The organism is Enterobacter sp. fkY84-1 (assembly GCF_052974705.1).
The window spans coordinates 3,869,303-3,888,080 of record NZ_CP169393.1 but is presented as its reverse complement, the minus strand read 5'-3'; the positions used below and the strand labels follow the sequence as shown (position 1 = coordinate 3,888,080).

Annotated in this window: 18 protein-coding genes and 1 tRNA gene; 11 read left to right on the top strand and 8 right to left on the bottom strand. The window is 54.5% G+C overall.

Annotated features, from left to right (window positions below; translation table 11 throughout):
• The first annotated feature begins 57 nt into the window (after positions 1-57).
• Together prfB and lysS are read left to right on the top strand one after the other, a co-directional pair.
• Positions 58-1,156, top strand: a protein-coding gene (prfB, locus tag ACEPLT_RS18520; protein ID WP_095908218.1) for a peptide chain release factor 2 whose coding sequence is annotated in 2 segments (ribosomal slippage) — positions 58-132 and positions 134-1,156 — 1,098 coding nt in all. Because the reading frame shifts where the segments join, the coding sequence is not laid out codon by codon here.
• Positions 1,157-1,165: 9 nt separating this feature from the next.
• On the top strand, positions 1,166-2,683 hold the full coding sequence (gene lysS / locus ACEPLT_RS18515; RefSeq protein WP_021242046.1) for a lysine--tRNA ligase: 1,518 nt from the start codon (positions 1,166-1,168) through the stop codon (positions 2,681-2,683).
• Between the two features lie 38 nt (positions 2,684-2,721).
• On the opposite strand, the gene idi is transcribed toward lysS, so the two are convergent.
• A complete protein-coding gene (gene idi, locus ACEPLT_RS18510) occupies positions 2,722-3,264 on the bottom strand; it encodes an isopentenyl-diphosphate Delta-isomerase (protein WP_008499704.1) in 543 nt (180 codons plus the stop codon).
• A 163-nt stretch (positions 3,265-3,427) separates the two neighbouring features.
• Between idi and actS the strand changes: the two genes are divergently transcribed.
• The 6 genes from actS to ACEPLT_RS18480 all read left to right on the top strand — a co-directional run bounded on the left by actS (position 3,428) and on the right by ACEPLT_RS18480 (position 8,065).
• The gene (gene actS, locus ACEPLT_RS18505; RefSeq protein WP_032675460.1) at positions 3,428-4,171 is read left to right on the top strand and encodes an amidase activator ActS; all 744 of its coding nucleotides are present in this window, start codon (positions 3,428-3,430) and stop codon (positions 4,169-4,171) included.
• A gap of 80 nt (positions 4,172-4,251) precedes the next feature.
• Positions 4,252-4,325, top strand: a tRNA-Gly gene (locus ACEPLT_RS18500).
• A gap of 509 nt (positions 4,326-4,834) precedes the next feature.
• Complete coding sequence (locus ACEPLT_RS18495; protein WP_059364535.1) at positions 4,835-5,272, top strand: hemagglutinin repeat-containing protein; 438 nt, start codon at positions 4,835-4,837, stop codon at positions 5,270-5,272.
• A complete protein-coding gene (locus tag ACEPLT_RS18490; RefSeq protein ID WP_032675458.1) occupies positions 5,244-5,906 on the top strand; it encodes a hemagglutinin repeat-containing protein in 663 nt (220 codons plus the stop codon). Before ACEPLT_RS18495 ends, ACEPLT_RS18490 begins: the two co-directional genes overlap by 29 nt.
• Positions 5,903-7,606 (top strand): VENN motif pre-toxin domain-containing protein, encoded by a 1,704-nt coding sequence (locus ACEPLT_RS18485; protein ID WP_232927422.1) that lies wholly within the window; start codon positions 5,903-5,905, stop codon positions 7,604-7,606. The genes ACEPLT_RS18490 and ACEPLT_RS18485 overlap by 4 nt, the downstream gene beginning before the upstream one ends.
• A 3-nt stretch (positions 7,607-7,609) precedes the next feature.
• Positions 7,610-8,065 (top strand): hypothetical protein, encoded by a 456-nt coding sequence (locus tag ACEPLT_RS18480; RefSeq protein WP_023294493.1) that lies wholly within the window; start codon positions 7,610-7,612, stop codon positions 8,063-8,065.
• 872 nt (positions 8,066-8,937) lie between these two features.
• Here ACEPLT_RS18480 and ACEPLT_RS18475 read toward each other — a convergent pair.
• The 5 genes from ACEPLT_RS18475 to ACEPLT_RS18455 form a co-directional block, all read right to left on the bottom strand.
• Entirely contained in the window at positions 8,938-10,008 is a 1,071-nt protein-coding gene (locus ACEPLT_RS18475) for an ABC transporter ATP-binding protein (protein WP_232927421.1), read from the bottom strand.
• The gene (locus ACEPLT_RS18470) at positions 10,001-11,770 is read right to left on the bottom strand and encodes an ABC transporter permease (protein WP_023294491.1); all 1,770 of its coding nucleotides are present in this window, start codon (positions 11,768-11,770) and stop codon (positions 10,001-10,003) included. The genes ACEPLT_RS18475 and ACEPLT_RS18470 overlap by 8 nt, the downstream gene beginning before the upstream one ends.
• A gap of 80 nt (positions 11,771-11,850) precedes the next feature.
• The gene (locus ACEPLT_RS18465) at positions 11,851-12,939 is read right to left on the bottom strand and encodes an ABC transporter substrate-binding protein (protein WP_126288451.1); all 1,089 of its coding nucleotides are present in this window, start codon (positions 12,937-12,939) and stop codon (positions 11,851-11,853) included.
• Between the two features lie 168 nt (positions 12,940-13,107).
• Complete coding sequence (locus ACEPLT_RS18460) at positions 13,108-13,803, bottom strand: response regulator (protein WP_023326016.1); 696 nt, start codon at positions 13,801-13,803, stop codon at positions 13,108-13,110.
• Positions 13,787-15,427: an ATP-binding protein gene (locus ACEPLT_RS18455; RefSeq protein WP_126288453.1), complete on the bottom strand. Its 1,641-nt coding sequence runs from the start codon at positions 15,425-15,427 to the stop codon at positions 13,787-13,789. The genes ACEPLT_RS18460 and ACEPLT_RS18455 overlap by 17 nt, the downstream gene beginning before the upstream one ends.
• Before the next feature lie 176 nt (positions 15,428-15,603).
• Between ACEPLT_RS18455 and yjdI the strand changes: the two genes are divergently transcribed.
• Both yjdI and ACEPLT_RS18445 read left to right on the top strand, forming a co-directional pair.
• Positions 15,604-15,834 (top strand): 4Fe-4S mono-cluster protein YjdI, encoded by a 231-nt coding sequence (gene yjdI / locus ACEPLT_RS18450; protein ID WP_008499689.1) that lies wholly within the window; start codon positions 15,604-15,606, stop codon positions 15,832-15,834.
• A 10-nt stretch (positions 15,835-15,844) separates the two neighbouring features.
• On the top strand, positions 15,845-16,117 hold the full coding sequence (locus ACEPLT_RS18445) for a GNAT family N-acetyltransferase (protein WP_008499687.1): 273 nt from the start codon (positions 15,845-15,847) through the stop codon (positions 16,115-16,117).
• 169 nt (positions 16,118-16,286) lie between these two features.
• Here ACEPLT_RS18445 and ACEPLT_RS18440 read toward each other — a convergent pair whose 3' ends face one another.
• Positions 16,287-16,898: a LysE family translocator gene (locus ACEPLT_RS18440; RefSeq protein ID WP_232927420.1), complete on the bottom strand. Its 612-nt coding sequence runs from the start codon at positions 16,896-16,898 to the stop codon at positions 16,287-16,289.
• 116 nt (positions 16,899-17,014) lie between these two features.
• On the opposite strand from ACEPLT_RS18440, the gene ACEPLT_RS18435 reads away from it, so the two are divergent.
• On the top strand, positions 17,015-17,467 hold the full coding sequence (locus ACEPLT_RS18435) for an Lrp/AsnC family transcriptional regulator (protein ID WP_021242030.1): 453 nt from the start codon (positions 17,015-17,017) through the stop codon (positions 17,465-17,467).
• Positions 17,468-17,522: 55 nt separating this feature from the next.
• Here ACEPLT_RS18435 and ACEPLT_RS18430 read toward each other — a convergent pair whose 3' ends face one another.
• Positions 17,523-18,752, bottom strand: coding sequence for an amino acid permease (locus ACEPLT_RS18430; protein ID WP_021242029.1), 1,230 nt, complete (start codon positions 18,750-18,752; stop codon positions 17,523-17,525).
• Between the last annotated feature and the right edge of the window lie 26 nt (positions 18,753-18,778).

The following is an 18,778-nucleotide window of genomic DNA, read 5'->3' as shown; positions in this document are numbered from 1 at the left end:
CGGTACAATCCCGCTCTTATCACCGCATTTTGACAAGTCCATAAAAGAAAACAGACCATGTTTGAAATTAATCCGGTAAAAAACCGTATTCAGGACCTCACGGAGCGCTCTGACGTTCTTAGGGGGTATCTTTGACTACGATGCCAAGAAAGAGCGTCTTGAAGAAGTAAACGCCGAGCTGGAACAGCCGGACGTCTGGAACGAACCTGAACGCGCACAGGCGCTGGGTAAAGAGCGTTCCTCTCTCGAAGCTATCGTAGATACGCTGGATCAAATGGCCCAGGGGCTGGAAGATGTTTCCGGTTTGCTGGAGCTGGCCGTCGAAGCCGACGACGAAGAAACCTTTAACGAAGCCGTAGCAGAACTCGACGTGCTGGAAGAGAAGCTGGCGCAGCTTGAATTCCGTCGCATGTTCTCCGGCGAATACGACAGCGCTGACTGCTATCTCGATATTCAGGCAGGTTCTGGCGGTACCGAAGCGCAGGACTGGGCCAGCATGCTGATGCGCATGTACCTGCGTTGGGCAGAAGCGCGCGGCTTCAAAACCGAAATTATCGAAGAGTCTGAAGGTGAAGTGGCCGGTATTAAATCCGTCACCATCAAGATCATCGGTGATTATGCCTACGGCTGGCTGCGCACTGAAACCGGCGTTCACCGCCTGGTGCGTAAGAGCCCGTTCGACTCCGGCGGCCGTCGTCATACTTCCTTCAGCTCCGCGTTCGTGTACCCGGAAGTTGACGAAGATATCGATATCGAAATTAACCCGGCGGACCTGCGTATCGACGTTTATCGCGCATCCGGCGCGGGCGGCCAGCACGTTAACCGTACGGAATCGGCGGTGCGTATTACCCACATTCCAACCGGGCTGGTAACACAGTGCCAGAACGACCGTTCCCAGCATAAGAACAAAGACCAGGCCATGAAGCAGATGAAAGCGAAGCTTTATGAGCTGGAGATGCAGAAGAAAAATGCTGAGAAACAGGCGATGGAAGACAACAAGTCTGACATCGGCTGGGGCAGCCAGATCCGTTCTTACGTCCTTGATGACTCCCGCATCAAAGACCTGCGTACCGGGGTTGAAACCCGCAACACGCAGGCGGTGCTGGACGGCAGCCTGGACCAATTTATCGAAGCAAGTTTGAAAGCAGGGTTATGAGGAACCAACATGTCTGAACAACAAGCACAGGGCGCTGACGCGGTAGTCGATCTTAACAACGAACTGAAAACCCGCCGCGAGAAGCTGGCAGCGCTGCGCGAGCAGGGCGTGCCGTTCCCGAACGATTTTCGTCGTGACCACACCTCAGACCAACTGCACGCTGACTTCGACGCGAAAGAGAACGAAGAGCTGGAAGCGCTGAACGTTGAAGTGGCCGTTGCGGGCCGCATGATGACCCGTCGTATCATGGGTAAAGCCTCCTTCGTGACCCTGCAGGACGTTGGCGGCCGCATTCAGCTGTACGTGTCCCGTGACGATCTGCCGGAAGGCATCTACAACGAGCAGTTCAAGAAGTGGGACCTGGGCGATATTCTGGGCGCGAAAGGTAAACTGTTCAAAACCAAAACCGGTGAACTGTCTATCCACTGCACCGAGCTGCGTCTGCTGACCAAAGCCCTGCGCCCGCTGCCGGACAAATTCCACGGCCTGCAGGATCAGGAAGCGCGCTATCGTCAGCGTTATCTGGATCTCATCTCTAACGATGAATCCCGCAAGACCTTCAAAATTCGCTCCCAGATCATGGCCGGTATCCGCCAGTTCATGGTGAACCGCGACTTTATGGAAGTGGAAACCCCAATGATGCAGGTGATCCCTGGCGGCGCGTCTGCGCGTCCGTTCATCACCCATCACAACGCGCTGGACCTGGACATGTACCTGCGTATCGCGCCGGAACTGTACCTGAAGCGTCTGGTGGTTGGTGGTTTTGACCGCGTGTTCGAGATCAACCGTAACTTCCGTAACGAAGGGATCTCCGTTCGTCATAACCCAGAGTTCACCATGATGGAACTCTATATGGCGTATGCGGATTACAAAGATCTGATCGAGCTGACCGAATCCCTGTTCCGTACGCTGGCGCAGGATATTCTGGGCACCACGCAGGTCCCTTACGGTGAAGAAGTCTTCGACTTCGGCAAGCCGTTCGAAAAACTGACCATGCGCGAAGCGATCAAGAAGTACCGTCCGGAAACCAATATGGCCGATCTGGATAACTTCGATTCTGCGAAAGCGATCGCCGAAAGCATCGGTATCAAGGTTGAGAAGAGCTGGGGTCTGGGCCGTATCGTGACCGAGATCTTCGAAGAAGTGGCCGAAGCGCACCTGATTCAGCCGACCTTCATTACCGAGTACCCGGCTGAAGTCTCTCCGCTGGCGCGTCGTAATGACCAGAACCCTGAAATCACTGACCGCTTCGAATTCTTCATCGGCGGCCGTGAAATCGGCAACGGCTTTAGCGAGCTGAACGATGCGGAAGACCAGGCTCAGCGCTTCCAGGATCAGGTTGACGCGAAGGCGGCAGGCGACGACGAAGCGATGTTCTTCGACGAAGACTACGTGACCGCGCTGGAGCACGGTCTGCCACCAACGGCGGGTCTGGGAATTGGTATCGACCGTATGGTGATGCTGTTTACCAACAGCCACACCATCCGTGACGTGATCCTGTTCCCGGCGATGCGCCCGGTCAAGTAAGACGTTAAGATGTAAAAAAAGCCCCGAAAGGGGCTTTTTTATTGCGCCGCGAAGGCTATGAGTTTTTCGCGGGCGGTCGTCGCTTCCATGACCATCCACGGGCTAAAGGCCCAGGGCGTCGCGTCCAGCGCGCGGAATAGCGCGTCCAGCTCAACCCACTGATAGTCCATCACTTCATCTTCGTTTATCGTCACGTCATTGGTGATGCGGGCGGCGAATACCGGGCAAATTTCATTTTCCACGATCCCGGACGGGTCGGTTTCCCGATAGCGAAATTCAGGGGCGACGGCGGTGATATCGGTCAGTTCTGCGCCCACTTCGAAGCGGCAGCGGCGGATTATCGCCTGGACTGTCTCTTCGCCCGACTGCGGGTGGCCGCAGACGGAGTTGGTCCAGACGCCGGGCCAGGCTTTTTTGCTTAAGGCGCGTCGGGTGATCAGACATTCGCCTTTTGCGTTAAAAAGCCAGGAAGAGAACGCCAGATGCAGCGGGGTATGTAACGTGTGCGCGGCATATTTTTCCTGAGTGCCAATCACCATTCCCTGGTCGTTTACCAAAATAACGTGTTCTTGAATACTCATTGATGCTCCAGTGCCAAATTGCCGAGTGGTTCAGCACCATCAGCCGAAGCATTATACTGCATTCTTATACGAACGGTTTGGCTCGTAGAGCGGAAAAGGGCATGACCCCTGTTCGTTTTGGCTGTTATCATAGTGCGCCATTCACGCTGACCGAGGATCTGTTTTGTTTGCAGGAAGCCTGACGAGAAAACCCCTTACCGCTATTTTTTGCCTGACGCTGACGCTATTACTGGCGGGTTGTTCAGGGAGCAAATCTTCGGATACGGGAAGCTATTCCGGTTCGGTCTACACCGTCAAACGCGGGGACACCCTGTACCGGATTTCGCGCGCAACGGGGACCAGCGTGAAGGATCTGGCGCGGCTGAATAACCTTTCTCCGCCCTACACCATCGAGGTGGGGCAGCAGCTGAAGGTTAGCGGCGGATCGTCCTCGGGTAAAAAGTTCTCTTCGAAAGGCAAAACCGCCAAAGTGACGCCGTCCTATCAGGTGCCACAATCGTCATGGCCGCCGGTTGGACAGCGCTGCTGGATTTGGCCTGCCAGCGGTAAAGTGGTCGCCCCTTACTCACTCTCTGAAGGTGGCAACAAGGGTATTGATATCGCCGCTGCGCGCGGTACGCCGGTTTATGCCTCCGGAGCCGGGAAGGTGGTTTACGTGGGTAACCAGCTGCGCGGCTACGGTAACCTGATCATGATTAAGCATGGCGAAGACTACATCACGGCCTATGCGCACAACGATACGATGCTGGTCAACAACGGGCAGAATGTCAAAGCCGGGCAGAAGATTGCCACCATGGGCAGTACCGGTACGGATTCAGTGAAGCTGCACTTCCAGATTCGCTATAAGGCGACGGCCATCGATCCGCAGCGCTATCTTCCTGCGCCCGGCAGCAAACCGAAGTGCTAAGTGATTATTTAATCGCCGGTTAGTTGTGAAGAGGCTTGTATGAAGGTGCGTAAGGTCTATAATGCCTTACGCACCTCAAAGCGGGCGTAGTTCAATGGTAGAACGAGAGCTTCCCAAGCTCTATACGAGGGTTCGATTCCCTTCGCCCGCTCCAGATTTTCTTGATGTTATCCTCCTCTGTCTATTTTTTTACCAGCCTATCCTTTTCCATCCAGGTATCGTCATGCTGTTGTTTGATCGCTTCAACGAAGTTATCACCCATGCCTCCATATTCAGCACTGAGTTATCAGGTGTCATCAGAATTTGCAACACGATGAATGCAACGGATAATTTAATCTACGCTGCTAGCTCATGTTTATATCTAACTATTGGAAGGGGTGGTTAAAATTTTTTGAAAGAAGAAACAATCAGGCAATAATAAAAAATTCCGATATGACGCTCTTCGTCATAACGGTTTTTTTAAACTTTACGCAAATATTACTACCAATTATAGTAGCCCTTTTTTTGAGACTATTCCCTATTGCGCCAGAGCTGGCATATTGAGGAAAACAAAAACTATTATCCTTTAATATGCGCTATTACAGCAAAGCCGTCTTTTTTTGCTCGTTTTATTTTTGTTCTCTGAGCCATGCAGCCCCCCTTACTCCTGCTGACCGGGACACAGTGCGTCAGCAGCAGGAGGAACTGTTATTAAAGAGCCAGCAACAGCGTGAGGAACTGGAGCGGAGTATTCCTCGCCCTGCGCCCGCCAGACCGCTGCCTGTTTCCGGCTCCGGACCCTGTTTCACCATTCATACCATTACTCTTTCCGGTGCGACCTTAATCTCCCCAAAAACCCGGCAAACTCTTGTCGCGCAGGCCGGTAACGATCTCTCCCTGTCAGGTACGGATATCCGTGCCGGTAAATCGGTCTCACTCAGTGGCGAAAATGACCTCATGGGGGTGAGCCGGGATACCCGCGACGGTGAAAACCACAGCAGCAGCGCCCAGTATGGTGTGACGGCATCTGCTGGCGGCTGGGCTGTTGAGGCTGCTAAAGCCGCAGAGACGGCTGCCCGCAGCGCAGGGCGCTATGTCGGACTCGTCGCTCGTCAAGGCTAAAGTGTCTTTAACGGCGGAGACGTCCTCTCAGGACAGTCGTTACAACAGTACCGACACGCAGGGCACCACCATTAATGCCGGTGAGAATGTCTCTGTCCGTGCCGGAAATGACATTGCCGGTATGGGGGTACAGATCGCGGGTAAACACGTGGCGCTGGATGCGGGGCGCGATATTCTGTTGTCTGCCTCCCAGAACACAACCCTCTCTGAGAGTAAAAACAGCGTTAGCCAGTTCAGCGTTGGTGTCGGTGTGAGCCTGATTGGTGCACAAAACGGCATCTCGGTGGAGCTGGGAGCGTCACAGTATAAGGGTAAGGAAAACAGCCAGTCACAGCGCAATACGAACAGCGTTGTCCATGCTGATGAACAGCTTACGGTGAACAGCGGACGCGATCTCACCATCAGCAGCGTGCAGGATACAGCCAGTTATGACAGCAAGCAGTCTTCGTCAGGCGCGTCCCTCAGTCTGTGCATACCGCCACTGTGTTATGGTGCCTCTTCCGGTAGCGTCAGTGCATCGGTGAGAATATCACCCAGAATGGTAAGAGCGTCGCTGAACAGAGCGGGATATTCGCAGGCAAGGGCGGCTTTGCCGTCACCACCGGAAATCATACCCAGCTTGACGGCGCGGTGATTGCATCCACGGCGTCTGCAGATAAAAATAGCCTCGACACCGGTACGCTGGGTTTCAGTAATCTCCACAACGAGAGCCAGACCAGCGGCAACGGCTACACGGTGGCGCTTTCCGGCAGCGCGGGCGGCAGCGGAAACGGTGAAAACCGCAACCTGGCACCGGCCATCGGTACAGGCCAGTCAGAAGAGAGCCATACCGGGACGACCTCATCAGCGGTGAGTGGCGGTAGCATTGTCATTCGCAACCCGGCGGGACAGAAACAGGATATTGCTGACCTGAACCGTGATACGGCTGACGCCCACCACGGCGTGGACGTGAACGGTGATGTGCAGAAGGTCAGGGATAACCTGGCGGTCCAGAGCGAAGGCGCGGCGCTGGCCACCTCTGCGCTGGATGCTTACGGCAAGTATGCGGAGCAGAAAGCGCGGGAATCCAATGCGGTGCTGGGCGCGAAGCTGGCGTCAGAAGGAAAACTGCAGGGCGATACGCCGCAGGAGCAGGAAGCGTTCCTGAAGACGCAGCCCGGATATCAGAATACCGAGTACGGTCCGGGGAGTGCCTTCTGGACTAAGGGCAGCGCAGCGGCGGGATTACTGGCAGGTGCGCTTGGCGGTAACCTGAAGGCAGGTGCGGCAGCGGGGGCGGCCCCTCTGCTGGCGACCCTGGTCAAGGAGCAGAAAGATCCGACAGCCCGTGCCGCGCTGCACGGTATTGTGGCTGCGGCGCTGACGCAGCTGAGTGGCGGGAGCAGTGCGGATGGCCTGAAGGCTGGTGCCATAGGGGCCATTACGGCCTCGGCGATGACTGACCATCTGGTCAGCGCGCTGTATGGAGATAAAAAATCCAGTGACCTGACGGCAGAGGAGAAACGGCTGGTCAGTAGCCTCGTGAGTATCGCAGGTGGTCTGGCGGGCGCAGCAGTGACGGATGGCAGTGTCTCCATGGCGGCGACGGCGTCGGAAACGGCGAAGGTGGAGGTTGAGAATAACTCGCTGGGTGTCGTTATACAGGGCGGTAAACTGGCTGCACAGGGATGTCTGAAAATTTCTGCTTGCCGTGATCGCCTGGTTGCCAGTGGTCTGGGTGCTTTACTGGGCATTGGTGCATCCACATCAGCAATGGATACATTGTCACAAGATGAGCAGTTGCATCTGATCTATGTGGCCTCGCTCAATGATCCTTCCCAGCTCAGTCAGTTAAATGATGCTCAGAAAGCGGCCTATGAGTCCCTGACAGGTAAGACGATCACCAGTACTGGTGGTACGCAGGTCATCAACCCGGGACCATCAAACACTGGTGGAGACCAGACTGTAACTGGAAATGTGCCTTCAAATACAGGGAATAATCAGTCCTCGGGTCAGGGGGCAACCAATACAGGTAAGAATGATGGAAATCCGGATACTGGCGGCAATACTACGGTTACACCGATTCCAGAAGGGCCGAATAAGGATGATTTAGCTTATCTGGCCCTTAAGGGTAAAGAGGCTGAAGAAGCAGCTAAAAAATTAGGATTCGATACCAGAATCCCACCACAGAAAGCACCATTTAATTCTCATGGGCAGCCGGTTTATTCTGATGGTAAAAAATATATTACTCCCGATATTGATAGTCATAATGTTACAAATGGTTGGAAAATGTTTGATCGTAAAGGCAACAGAATAGGAACTTATGACAGTAACTTGAACAGGATTAAGGACTAACATATGTTTGGCATTTTCCCTGAGGATAAACCAGTGAATAATGAAGGTGAATGTTTCTTGCCATCATCGGTAATTATTGGTGGTTTTTCAGAGGTAATAAATATTCCACTATCTTACTGGAATATAGATAATTACAAAGTTAGCTGGCTAAACTCTCTTAAAGAAGGATTGACAAATAAAAAGCATGCTGCATTGGTTGTTTCAATGTATGAGCCTGATGATGCGAACTTTATATTTACTTGGGTTTTATATTTCTCGGGTAATGATGTTTTTGTTCAAAATAAAATTTTATTTTTGGATGAGTGTCCGGGATTCAATCCTGAAATGATAAATAAATTTACTGATTCGCGCAAAACACATAATGAAGATGGAGTTAAAATTTCAGAGTGGAACACTGATTTAGATAGTGTTATTAATTTTTATAAAACTCTAAAAAAATGGCATGAATCAAATCGTTGATACATGAATTTGAGGTATAGCGATATTATTCGATAATATATGAATTTATTTTGGCAGGATATTAAATGATATCAGTAGGTTACACCGTGTTATGTTCGTTGGGAGCTCTTCTGCGTGCTATTTATATGATAAATGCGTGGCAGACCTGAGCGTCACTGCGCGGCGGTAGCGTCTGTGGCTCCAAAATGCTTAACAGCGAAAAAAGCTTGGGCATAAAATACAACAGTGTCAATAAGCCACTAAAAGAAAAGGGATAAGACATTATCAGAGCAATGTGCGTCGGATCGAGTTGTTGTGGAGAATAACTCTCTGAGTGATGGGTTCGATTTGCCAAAAGGGATGATGTATAACTGCCAGTTGGTACAGTCCTATGCACAGTATGCAGAGGACAGCAATCTTTCGCCGGAGCAGGTTTAGTCTGGATTACAGGATATTGTGTGCGGTGATTTACCGGAGAGCGAAAACATTATCAAAGCGATCTGGGAAAACAGTCCGGGAACAGATTGTTTGTTAATAATCACAGAGTCAGTGAAGGTATGGAAGATGTTAACGAGTATATTGAAAACCATTATCCTGATTTTGGCCCAATCGCCTATGAAGATCTTGTTGGACTGACGGAGCATGTTCAATTAATTTTCTAAAATGCTGGATATGATGCATAAATTTTCTTTATATGCTCTGTAATAACATTTTGATATGGAGCCTTAACCCGTTATGCGTAGGGATGGAAAGAAGGGGCAGGTAAATATTTAAGTCGGAATGCCTTAACAATAATCGCTAGCGCCACCAATCCTGGCATCTGTGCATTTCTTTGTTTTGTAGACCCGGTAAGCGAATCGCTACCGGGCCATGGCAGATTAATTATTGACTCATCACCCTTTCGGGAACACCCAAACATGCTTCTCCGGCAGCGAAAGATGGCAGTGCTGCGGATCCCGAACCTCATGCCCATAAGCGCGGATCACAAAATCATCCCCCACCGTGCGGAACAGGTACTCCCAGCGGTCGCCGAGGTACATGCTGGTGAGCAGCGGTAGCTCAAGCTGATTTTCCCCTGGTCCCTCGACCACCGCCACGCGCTCGACGCGGATCACCGCCGTGGCGTCATTACCGCTCTGTACCCCTTCGCCCGCCTGGCCCCACAGCACCCAGCCTTTTCCTTCGATGCGCGCTCTGCCGTCGCGCACGTCGGTGACCTTGCCGTGCAGGCGGTTGTTGCTGCCCATAAACTCGGCGGTAAACAGCGTCTTCGGCGAGCCGTACATCTCCTGCGGCGTACCCTGTTGCTCAATTTTGCCGTTGTTGAGCAGCAGGATGCGGTCGGATATGGACATCGCTTCGTTCTGGTCGTGCGTCACCATCAGTGCCGATAGCCCGAGCTTGATAATCAGCTCGCGCAGGAACACGCGGGCCTCTTCGCGCAGCTTGGCGTCGAGGTTAGAGAGCGGTTCGTCCAGCAAAATCACCGGCGGGTTGTACACCAGCGCCCGGCCGATCGCCACGCGCTGCTGCTGTCCACCGGAGAGCTGGTGCGGGTGACGTTTGCCAAAATGGCCCAGACCCAGCTGGTCCAGCACATCCTGCACGCGCTGCTGGGTCTCTTTGGCCGGGACTTTGCGCAGCTTGAGCGGATAGGCCACGTTCTCAAACACGGTTTTGTGCGGCCACAGGGCATAGGACTGGAATACCAGCCCCAGGTTACGCTCTTCCGCCGGGACCTCGCTGCGCGGCGTACCGTCGTAAACTTTATTCTGTCCAATGACAATCGACCCCTGGGTCGGTTTTTCCAGACCCGCGACGGCGCGGAGCAGGGTGGTTTTGCCGCTGCCGGAGGGGCCTAACAGGGAGACCACTTCGCCGCGCTTCAGGTTCATGGAGACACCTTTTAAAACAGGATTGTCGCCGTAGGTTAAGTGCAGATCGTCAACCGCTAATTCAATCATGTATTTTCACTCCGAAACGAAGGGCAATGCCCAGACCTACCACGACCAGCAGGATGTTAATGAAAGAGAGCGCCGCCACGATATCGATGGCACCCGCGGCCCAGAGGGAAACCAGCATCGAGCCGATGGTCTCCGTGCCGGGTGAAAGCAGGTACACACCCGTTGAGTATTCGCGTTCAAAGATCAGGAACATCAGCAGCCACGAACCGATAAGGCCGTAGCGGGAGAGCGGGATGGTAACGTGGCGGGTGATCTGCCCGCGCGTTGCTCCGGTACTGCGCGCCGCCTCTTCAAGCTCCGGCCCCACCTGCAGCAGCGTGGAAGAGATAAGCCTCAGCCCGTAAGCCATCCACACCACGGTATAGGCCAGCCAGACGCTGAAAATGGTGCTGCGCAGCGAGCGTAGCCAGACGATGACGTTTTCACGCATCCAGTCGGTCCAGGCGAATCCGGAAAGCCAGCCGGATTTCAGCGAGTTATCCAGCCACATCGGCAGGAACAGGAACACCCACAGGAAGGCCAGACCCGCCAGCAGGCCAGGCACGGCGCGCGGTACCAGCACGCTGTAGTCCAGGAAACGCGTGGTGTTATCCGGCTTGCGGTGCATGGCAATGCCGACAAACAGGTAGCACACCACGGCCAGCGCGCCGCCAATGACGCCAATCGCCATGGAGTTGACGATGGCGCGCAGCAGGTTGGGCTGCGCCCAGATGGTGCGGAAGGTGTTCAGAGAAAGCTCGTCCCACAGCGAAACGCCCACGCCCCAGTTGGAGATAAACGCGCGCAGCACCACGCCGAGCAGCGGAACGCCAATGGTGACGGTGAGCCAGAAGGCAATCACCGCGCCAGCCACCCAGCGCCATTTACCCAGCGGCAGAGCCCGGGCCTGCGAGGCCTTGCCCTTCATGGTGACGAAGCGGTTGGCGGTGCGCATCAAGCGACGCTGGAGCATCACCAGCGGGATGGTGATGCAGATGAGCACCACGGCAACCGCCGCCATCAGGTTATAGGATGGGGTACCCATCTTGTTCGTCAGCTTATAAAGATAGGTCGCCAACACCATATTGCCTTCCGGATCGCCGAGGACCAGCATCAGGCCGAACACTTCCAGCCCGAGGAAGAACAGCAGCACGGTGGCGTACAGAATAGACGGGCGCACCATCGGCAGGCTGACGGAGGTCATCACCTGCCAGGGCGACGCGCCCGCGGTGCGCGCGGCTTCTTCCACGTCGGAGCCCACGCTGCGCAGCGCTGACGAGATATACAGATAGGCGTGCGGGACGTGCGTCAGGCCGGCAATGACCACAATGCTCGACATGTCGTAGATATTCCACGGCACAAAGCCAATCAGCGCCTCCGCCCACTGGGAGAGAAAGCCCACCGGACCGGCGGCCACCACGTAGCCGAAGCCCAGCACCATCGGTGAAACGAAAATCGGGACCAGGATCAGCGGCTCAATCAGCCGGCGACCGGGCAGGTCGGTACGCACCATCAAAAATGCCAGCACGCCGCCCAGCGGGATAGAGATAAAGACCAGCCCGAAAGCCAGAATAAAACCGCTTTTCAGGGCCTTATAAAAATCGGGGTCGGTGAAAATAAAATCAAATGATTCAAAGCTCCACTCTTTTGACGGCGAAAAGAACGGCGCGGACAGGAAGCTCTGGATCACGATAAACGACAGCGGCGTGTAGATAACCAGGGCGGTTATCAGCACGACGATGCCTCGCGGCAGGCTTTGCCACTTTCTGCGTAATGTATTCATGGGGTATCCCTGGTGTTGCAGCCCAGAAAAACGAACTCAGTCGATAAGGGCGCGCGGCGGCCAGCGCCGCGCTCAGACGCTTATTTACCGGCGGCGGTACGCCACTCTTTGATGTACTCCAGGCGTTTTTTCGGCTGCAGGTATTCCAGCAGCGTTTCATCAACCGGGATCGGCTTCAGCGCGTTGCCGAGGATTTTGGTCAGGCCGTCGATATCATTTTTCCCTTCGATATCGTTACGAATGGAGGGAATGTCCGCCTGGTTGGCCAGAATGCCTTGCCCTTGTTCAGAGAGCACGTAGTCCAGCCACAGCTTCGCGGCGTTGCTGTTTTGCGATTGTTGACTGATGAACGACACGCGCGACAGCACCAGGGTGTAGTCTTTTGGATAGGCAATGCCGAGCGACGGATCGTTTTTCGCACGCGCTTCCGCATAAGAACCGAGGATGTTGAAGCCAATCAGGTTTTCACCGGAGGAGACGCGCTCCATCATGGTGCCGGTAGACGACTGCACCGACAGGCCCCCTTTGGCGACGTCGGCCAGGGTCTTAAAGTAGTTCGGATCGGCGTTGTGATCCTGCACCGAGAGCATAAAGCCCAGCCCCGATTTTTCGATGTCGTAGGTGGTGACTTTGTTCTTGAATTTGTCCGTCTGGCTGGCAATCAGCTTCGCCAGCGCGGCGTGAGAATCCGGCACGTCACCGGTCGGGATCAGGCGCTTGTTGTAGATAAAGACCACCGGCTCATAGGTGGTGCCGTAGGCCTTATCTTTCCAGACCGCCCATTTCGGCAGCTGGCTTTGCTCCGGAGATTTGTACTCCATGGCGTAGTCGGTGGCGAGCTTCAGGCCCGTGTCCATTGAGGAGCTCCAGACCACGTCGCCGCTCACGCCGCCGGAAGCCTGTTCGCTGATGAAACGGTTGTACAGCTCGGTGCTGTTCATGTCGTTGTATTCGACTTTAATGCCCGGGTAGGTTTTTTCGAAGCCCTGGATCAGCGGCCCGGCAGCTTTGATGTCGGTAGTGGAATAGATGACAACCTTGCCCTCTTTCGTGGCGGCATCAACCACTTTTTGATACTCAGCAGGATAACCCTGCGGCAGGGCAGACAGTGCAGAAGCAGAGAACAGTACGGTAGCGGTAAGCAGAGAAATTCGGAACGTGTTCGACATTATAGTTAACCTTTTAGTTACATTTGAGGAACTAATTGTCAACATAGCGTAAAGCGCGCCTCCGACAATAGGGAGGCGAGGGCAATGATTCCGAAGTGTGATTGTCGCCGTCGTTTCAGCAATTAACACCATAAAATCCGCGAACGTTAGCCAACGAACGGTTGCGGATTACGGTTTATCGGGGGCTTTGCGGTATAACCGGCGAGGATGACCAATATTGCCGTACAGCATTTCAACGCTGATTAACCCGCTCTCCACGCAGTATTCGAGGTAGCGACGCCCCGTGGTTTTGCTGATCCCCACGTTTTCCACCACCTCTTCAACCGACATCGCGCTGTCGGGATGCTCGGCGAACAGGCGTTTTATCCGCTCCAGCGTCTGGGGTTCAATGCCCTTTGTGGATGGCGTTACGGAGGCTTCCGCGGCAGGCAGATGAAACAGGCGATCCAGCGCATGCTGGTCGACCACCTTCACCTGCTGTACGGTGTGTATGAAGCGCATAAAACGCTCCAGCGAGGCGTGCAGGCGCTGGAAAAAGACGGGCTTGATGAGGTAGTCAAACGCGCCGCTGCGCATGGCGTGGCTGCAGGTCTGCATATCGCTGGCGGCGGTGATGAAGATTACCGAACACTCATAGCTTTTCAGCAGCGGGTTATCGATGAGCTCCACGCCTTTACCGTCCGGGAGATAGTTGTCCAGCAGGATAAGCCGCGGCTGATGCTGACGAATCAGGCTGCATGCCTGCTCAATCGACGCGGCGATGCCCACCACGCGTAAATGAAAATTCTGCTCGATATACTCGCGATGCAGCTCCGCCAGGTGCGGCTCATCTTCAACGATCACAACATCAAGTGCTCGGGTCATGCTTTTGCCCATTCGGAATAAACACAGAAAAAATGGTCCCTTGTGGCGTGTTGTCGGCAATCTCAATGCTGCCGCCAGCCTTGTCGATATATCCTGCCACCAGATACAGGCCAATACCGTGCTCGGTGCCCACAATGTCGTTTTCACGTTCCGGCTTGCTGCTGAATCCCTGGCGGAAAATATGCGGCTTCATCGCATCCTCCACCCCGCAGCCCCGGTCGGCCACCTCGATCAGCAGCTCCTGGTTACGGTCAGAAATGTAGAGTTCCACCGGCGCGGGGACCGGGGCCTTAAGGGTCGCGTCCACCGCGTTATCCAGCAGGTTACCAATAATGGACATCAGCTCCGTTTCGTTGAGCGTGGCAGGCATGCGGGTGAGCTGGCAGGCGGGATCAAACAGCAGTTCGATCCCTTTTTCGCGGGCGCTGACGTATTTTCCGAGCAGCAGCCCACACAGCGCGGGAGAGGAAAAACGGGCGGAGACAAAGTCCAGCACGCGCTGCGCGCCTTCGGACTGCACCTGAATGTAGCGAATCGCCTCGTCATAGTGTTTCATCTGCAGCAAGCCCACCAGCGTGGCGGTCCAGTTCAGCTGCTCGTGGCGCATAATGCGCAGGTTATCCGCATAGCGCTTGATCTGACTGAGCTGGCTGCTGAGGGTGTTGATGTCATTTTTGTCGCGAAAGCTGTAGACCCAGCCGCTTTCAACGCCGGGTTCGACCTCAATCGCCACGCGGTTGACGATTACCTCCCGCTGGTTCAGCACGGCAATCTGGTCGTGGCTGCCACTGCTCACCGAGGCGTAGCGCTGGGATAAAAAGCCCGGCGACGTCTGCAGAACGTCTTCCAGCGGTTTGCCGATAAGCGCTTTCTCACTTTGCCGGATATCCAACATTTCTCGTGCGGCGCGGTTAATTAAAATCAGCTGCTTCTCATCATTGACGGCAAATACCCCCTCATACATGGCTTCTAATAGCGCGCGCTGCTGCAAAACCAGCTGAGCGATATCTTTCGGCTCCAGTCGGAACATCTGTTTTTTGAGATTGCGGGTAAACAGCCAGGAGAACATAAACAGCAGCAGCAGAAGCCCCGCGCCGTACAGCCCGGACTGCCAGAGAATGCGGGCGTTAATATTGGCAATATAGGAGGTCAGATAGCCGACCGAGACAATACCAATCACCTGGTGCTGCGCGTTAAAGATCGGCGCTTTGCTGCGCAGTGAAACCCCAATCCCGCCCTGGCGCACGGAAATAATGGTTTTGCCCTGTAATACCTCCGCATTATCCCCGCCGATCATCGGTAAATTTATGCGTTCCGGGGATTCCGAATGATAGAGGTGCTGTTCCTCGGTATCGCCAATCACAATGTAGCTGGCATCGCTTTGGGCGCGCAGCGGCTGAATTAACCGGGCGATGCCGGGGATATCTCTGGCCGCGACTAGGGCCGCCAGACCCGGCATCAGCGCGATCTGGCTGGCCTGCACCCGGGCGCGCTGGCCGAGATCGTGATGGAGCTGTCGGTCAATAAAATGAAACAGGATCGTTCCCAGCAGAACTAACAGCAGGCAGGAGAAGCACACCAGCGCTAAAAACAGCTTTACCTGAAATGAGAGTCTGCGTTTCATTCAACCTGCGGATGTTATGTAAAAGTGACATTTCCCGAGCCTGACATGGGCAAATAGCGGACGCAATCTGGCAAGAAAAGAGTTGTGACCTGGCTTTTCGTTTTCGGCGTTATAGCCATCAGGATCCCGTAAGGCTATGCTTCATTCAGCACGATAATAATTACAGAGGCAATGTCATGGATAAAGAGCTACTGGATGCGGGTTACCGGGCCTATACCGGCGAGAAAATTGACGTCTACTTCAACACCGGGATCTGCAAACATTCCGGTAACTGCGTGCGTGGGAGCGCAAAGCTGTTTAATCTGAAACGTAAGCCGTGGATCATTCCCGATGAAGTGGACGTTGAAACGGTTGTACGCGTGATTGATACCTGCCCGAGCGGTGCGCTGAAGTATCGCCAAAAATAAGCGAGGAACCATGGATATTCTGGAAGGCCATAACAAGTTTTACGTGAATGATGCGAACGGCAACCAGGTCGCGGAGATTGTCTTCGTGCCAACCGGCGAGCACCTGAGCATTATCGAGCACACCGATGTGGATGAGAGCCTGAAAGGGCAGGGCGTCGGTAAACAGCTGGTGGCGAAAGTGGTGGAGAAGATGCGCGGTGAGAATCGCAAAATTATCCCGCTGTGCCCGTTTGCGAAACATGAGTTTGATAAAACGCGGGAATATGACGATATTCGGGCGTAACTCACACCGGCGATGGCCGGTGTTTTTTCAGACTGCTGACAACGTGCGATTTGTGAGTTTCGCCCGGCGGCGCTACGCTTGCACGGGCCTACAATGAATTGTGCAATTAATTGATATCGTTGTGAAATGTAGGCCGGGTAAGCGCAGCGCCACCCGGCAAAAAAGACAGTTATCTCACCTGCTCAAACAGCAGTACCAGCGCTATCAGCACCATCAACCCTCCCGATGCCCTGCTCACCAGACGGGCCGCCTGTGGCCGGGTCGCCAGCACCGCTTTCGAACCATACCCCACCAGCAGATAGACCAGGGTACAGGTAATAAGGTGCATCATCCCAAGCGCGGACATCTGCATCGCTATCGACCAGCTTCCGGTTGGGTCTGTAAACTGCGGGAGCAGGGCCAGGAACAGCAAAAAAACCTTCGGGTTAAGGCCGCTAATGCAGAGTCCTTTCACCGCCCACTGCGTCCAGTTATCCGCATGCTGGATGGCCTTTTCCGGTACGGCCGGGTGACGCAATAACGTTATGCCAAGCCACAGGAGATACAGGGCTCCCGTCACGGTCAGCCCGGCTAACGCCAGCGGATGTTGAGCAATCAATACCCCCACGCCTGCCACCACAATCAATGTGGCTAGCAGATGCCCGGACATCAGCCCCATCACCGCCGGGACCACGCGGCGGCCGTTGATTCCGGCGCTAATAGCGTAGGCCCAGTCGGCCCCCGGGGTCATGATGAGCAGAAACGAAACCACCCAAAAGCCGGCCACAATACTCATTTCCATCGTCCTGAAATACTCCCGCAGTGCGTTATACGTTGCGAAAAAGAATATCGCTAACACTGCGAAATAGGCTTTCAATGTTATGCTCATAACACGGTGAAAATGAGAAAATCTTCCACATGGATAGCATCGATAGAAAAATTCTTGCTGAACTGCAGTCTGACGGCCGCCTGTCGCTTACCGAACTGGCTGAGCGGGTGAATCTGAGCCTTTCGCCGTGCCACCGTCGCGTGCGGGCGCTGGAGCAAAGCGGGGCCATAACGGGATACCGTGCCAGCCTCGACCCTGCCAAAATGGGATTTAATTTCCTGGCGATAGTCTTCGCGACGCTGAAAGAGGGTGACCGCAAGGCGGTCAGCGCGTTTGAAGAGGCGGTGGAGGAGATCCCGCAGATTGTGCTGGCTCAGCGCCTGTTTGGCGATCCTGATTATCTGATGCACGTCGTGACCCGCGACCTTTCCGCTTTCCAGAAGCTCTACGACGAGAAGCTCTCCGCTATGCCCGGCGTGCAGCATCTTCGCTCAACGCTTGTCATGAAAACGGTGGTGCAGGACAGGCCTTTTCCGCTGTAAGCAGGAGGCCGGGGTTGAATGGCCTGCCCGGCAGCGCGCCGGGCAGGAAAGGGAATTAGCCGACAAACATCACCGACACGCACAGCACCCCGACGATCAGCGTCAGCAGGTTGCCAATGGAACGGTACGGTTTCAGGGAGGGGATCAGATACGTCGACAGCGTCGGCATGATAAACAGGATCATGGCGATAAGCGGGCCGCTGATGGCGTAAATCATCGAAATGGCGTTCGGGTTAATGCAGCAGACGGCAAAGGTGATTAACGACACCCCCATGATGGATATCGCGCGGTTAAAGGCGCGGCTCTTTTTCACGCCCACCTGGTTCAGCGACGACTTCACGATCTCCGTCGCCCCTTCAATCACCCCAAAATAGGTGCCGAGAAACGATTTCGACATCGCAATAATCGCCACGACAATCCCGGAAATGCCGAGCCACGCCGGTGAAGAGGGCATCATCGACAGCGCAGACAGGATTGTCACTCCTTCCTCTTTGGCGGCCACAATATACGACGGTGGAATAGAAAGCAGGCAGCTGAAGACAAAGAACAGCACGCTCAGGCAGATAATCAGGTATGCCACCTTCATGATTTTCTTGCATTTAGCCATGGCCTCGTCCCCGAACTTCTCGCGGCGGTCAACGGCAAACGTCGAGATAATCGGCGTGTGGCTGAACGCAAACACCATCACCGGAATCGAAATCCAGACCTGGTGCAGCGTATGGCGATCGACGGCCATCTGGCTGGTCAGCAGCGAGGGTTGCCAGCTGCCGATCAGGTAGAGCGAGACAAACAGGAAATAGGCGATCAGCGGAAACACCAGGAAGCCCATCACTTTTATCGTGATATGCCGTCCCATCAGGAAGATCAGATTCAGGACCAGTACCACGCCCAGGCTAACCAGCACGCGAACGGTGGTGTCTACCGTCAGGTGTTTTGCCAGCTGCTCGGTTAACGAGTTGGTGATGGCCACCGCATAAATCTGCACCACCACAAAGAAGGCGATGAAATAGAGCGTGGTGATCAGGTTGCCGATCTTCCTGCCGTAATAGTGCGAAACGGCGCCGGTGATCCCTTCGTTGCCTTTCGTTTTCGACGACAGGATAAATTGCGCCAGCGCTTTGTGCGGCCAGTAGGTTAAGGGGTAGGCCACGAGGGCGGTAATAAACAGGACGATTGCGCCTGCGGAGCCCAGCTGAATGGGCAGGAAGAGCGTTCCTGCGCCCACGGCCGTGCCGTAGAGAGCGAAACTCCAGAGAGTCTCATCTTTTGACCAAATTTTCGACATTAGAGCAACGTATCAACTATCAAACC

Excerpts from the sequence above, each read along its gene's own strand:
- ACEPLT_RS18430 (WP_021242029.1), bottom strand. The coding sequence starts at position 18,752 with ATGTCGAAAATTTGGTCAAAAGATGAGACTCTCTGGAGTTTCGCTCTC.
- ACEPLT_RS18490 (WP_032675458.1), top strand. The coding sequence starts at position 5,244 with ATGTCGGACTCGTCGCTCGTCAAGGCTAAAGTGTCTTTAACGGCGGAG.
- ACEPLT_RS18480 (WP_023294493.1), top strand. The coding sequence starts at position 7,610 with ATGTTTGGCATTTTCCCTGAGGATAAACCAGTGAATAATGAAGGTGAA.
- lysS (WP_021242046.1), top strand. The coding sequence starts at position 1,166 with ATGTCTGAACAACAAGCACAGGGCGCTGACGCGGTAGTCGATCTTAAC.
- ACEPLT_RS18460 (WP_023326016.1), bottom strand. The coding sequence starts at position 13,803 with ATGACCCGAGCACTTGATGTTGTGATCGTTGAAGATGAGCCGCACCTG.
- ACEPLT_RS18435 (WP_021242030.1), top strand. The coding sequence starts at position 17,015 with ATGGATAGCATCGATAGAAAAATTCTTGCTGAACTGCAGTCTGACGGC.
- ACEPLT_RS18440 (WP_232927420.1), bottom strand. The coding sequence starts at position 16,898 with ATGGAAATGAGTATTGTGGCCGGCTTTTGGGTGGTTTCGTTTCTGCTC.
- ACEPLT_RS18475 (WP_232927421.1), bottom strand. The coding sequence starts at position 10,008 with ATGATTGAATTAGCGGTTGACGATCTGCACTTAACCTACGGCGACAAT.
- ACEPLT_RS18445 (WP_008499687.1), top strand. The coding sequence starts at position 15,845 with ATGGATATTCTGGAAGGCCATAACAAGTTTTACGTGAATGATGCGAAC.
- ACEPLT_RS18470 (WP_023294491.1), bottom strand. The coding sequence starts at position 11,770 with ATGAATACATTACGCAGAAAGTGGCAAAGCCTGCCGCGAGGCATCGTC.
- yjdI (WP_008499689.1), top strand. The coding sequence starts at position 15,604 with ATGGATAAAGAGCTACTGGATGCGGGTTACCGGGCCTATACCGGCGAG.
- idi (WP_008499704.1), bottom strand. The coding sequence starts at position 3,264 with ATGAGTATTCAAGAACACGTTATTTTGGTAAACGACCAGGGAATGGTG.
- ACEPLT_RS18465 (WP_126288451.1), bottom strand. The coding sequence starts at position 12,939 with ATGTCGAACACGTTCCGAATTTCTCTGCTTACCGCTACCGTACTGTTC.
- ACEPLT_RS18455 (WP_126288453.1), bottom strand. The coding sequence starts at position 15,427 with ATGAAACGCAGACTCTCATTTCAGGTAAAGCTGTTTTTAGCGCTGGTG.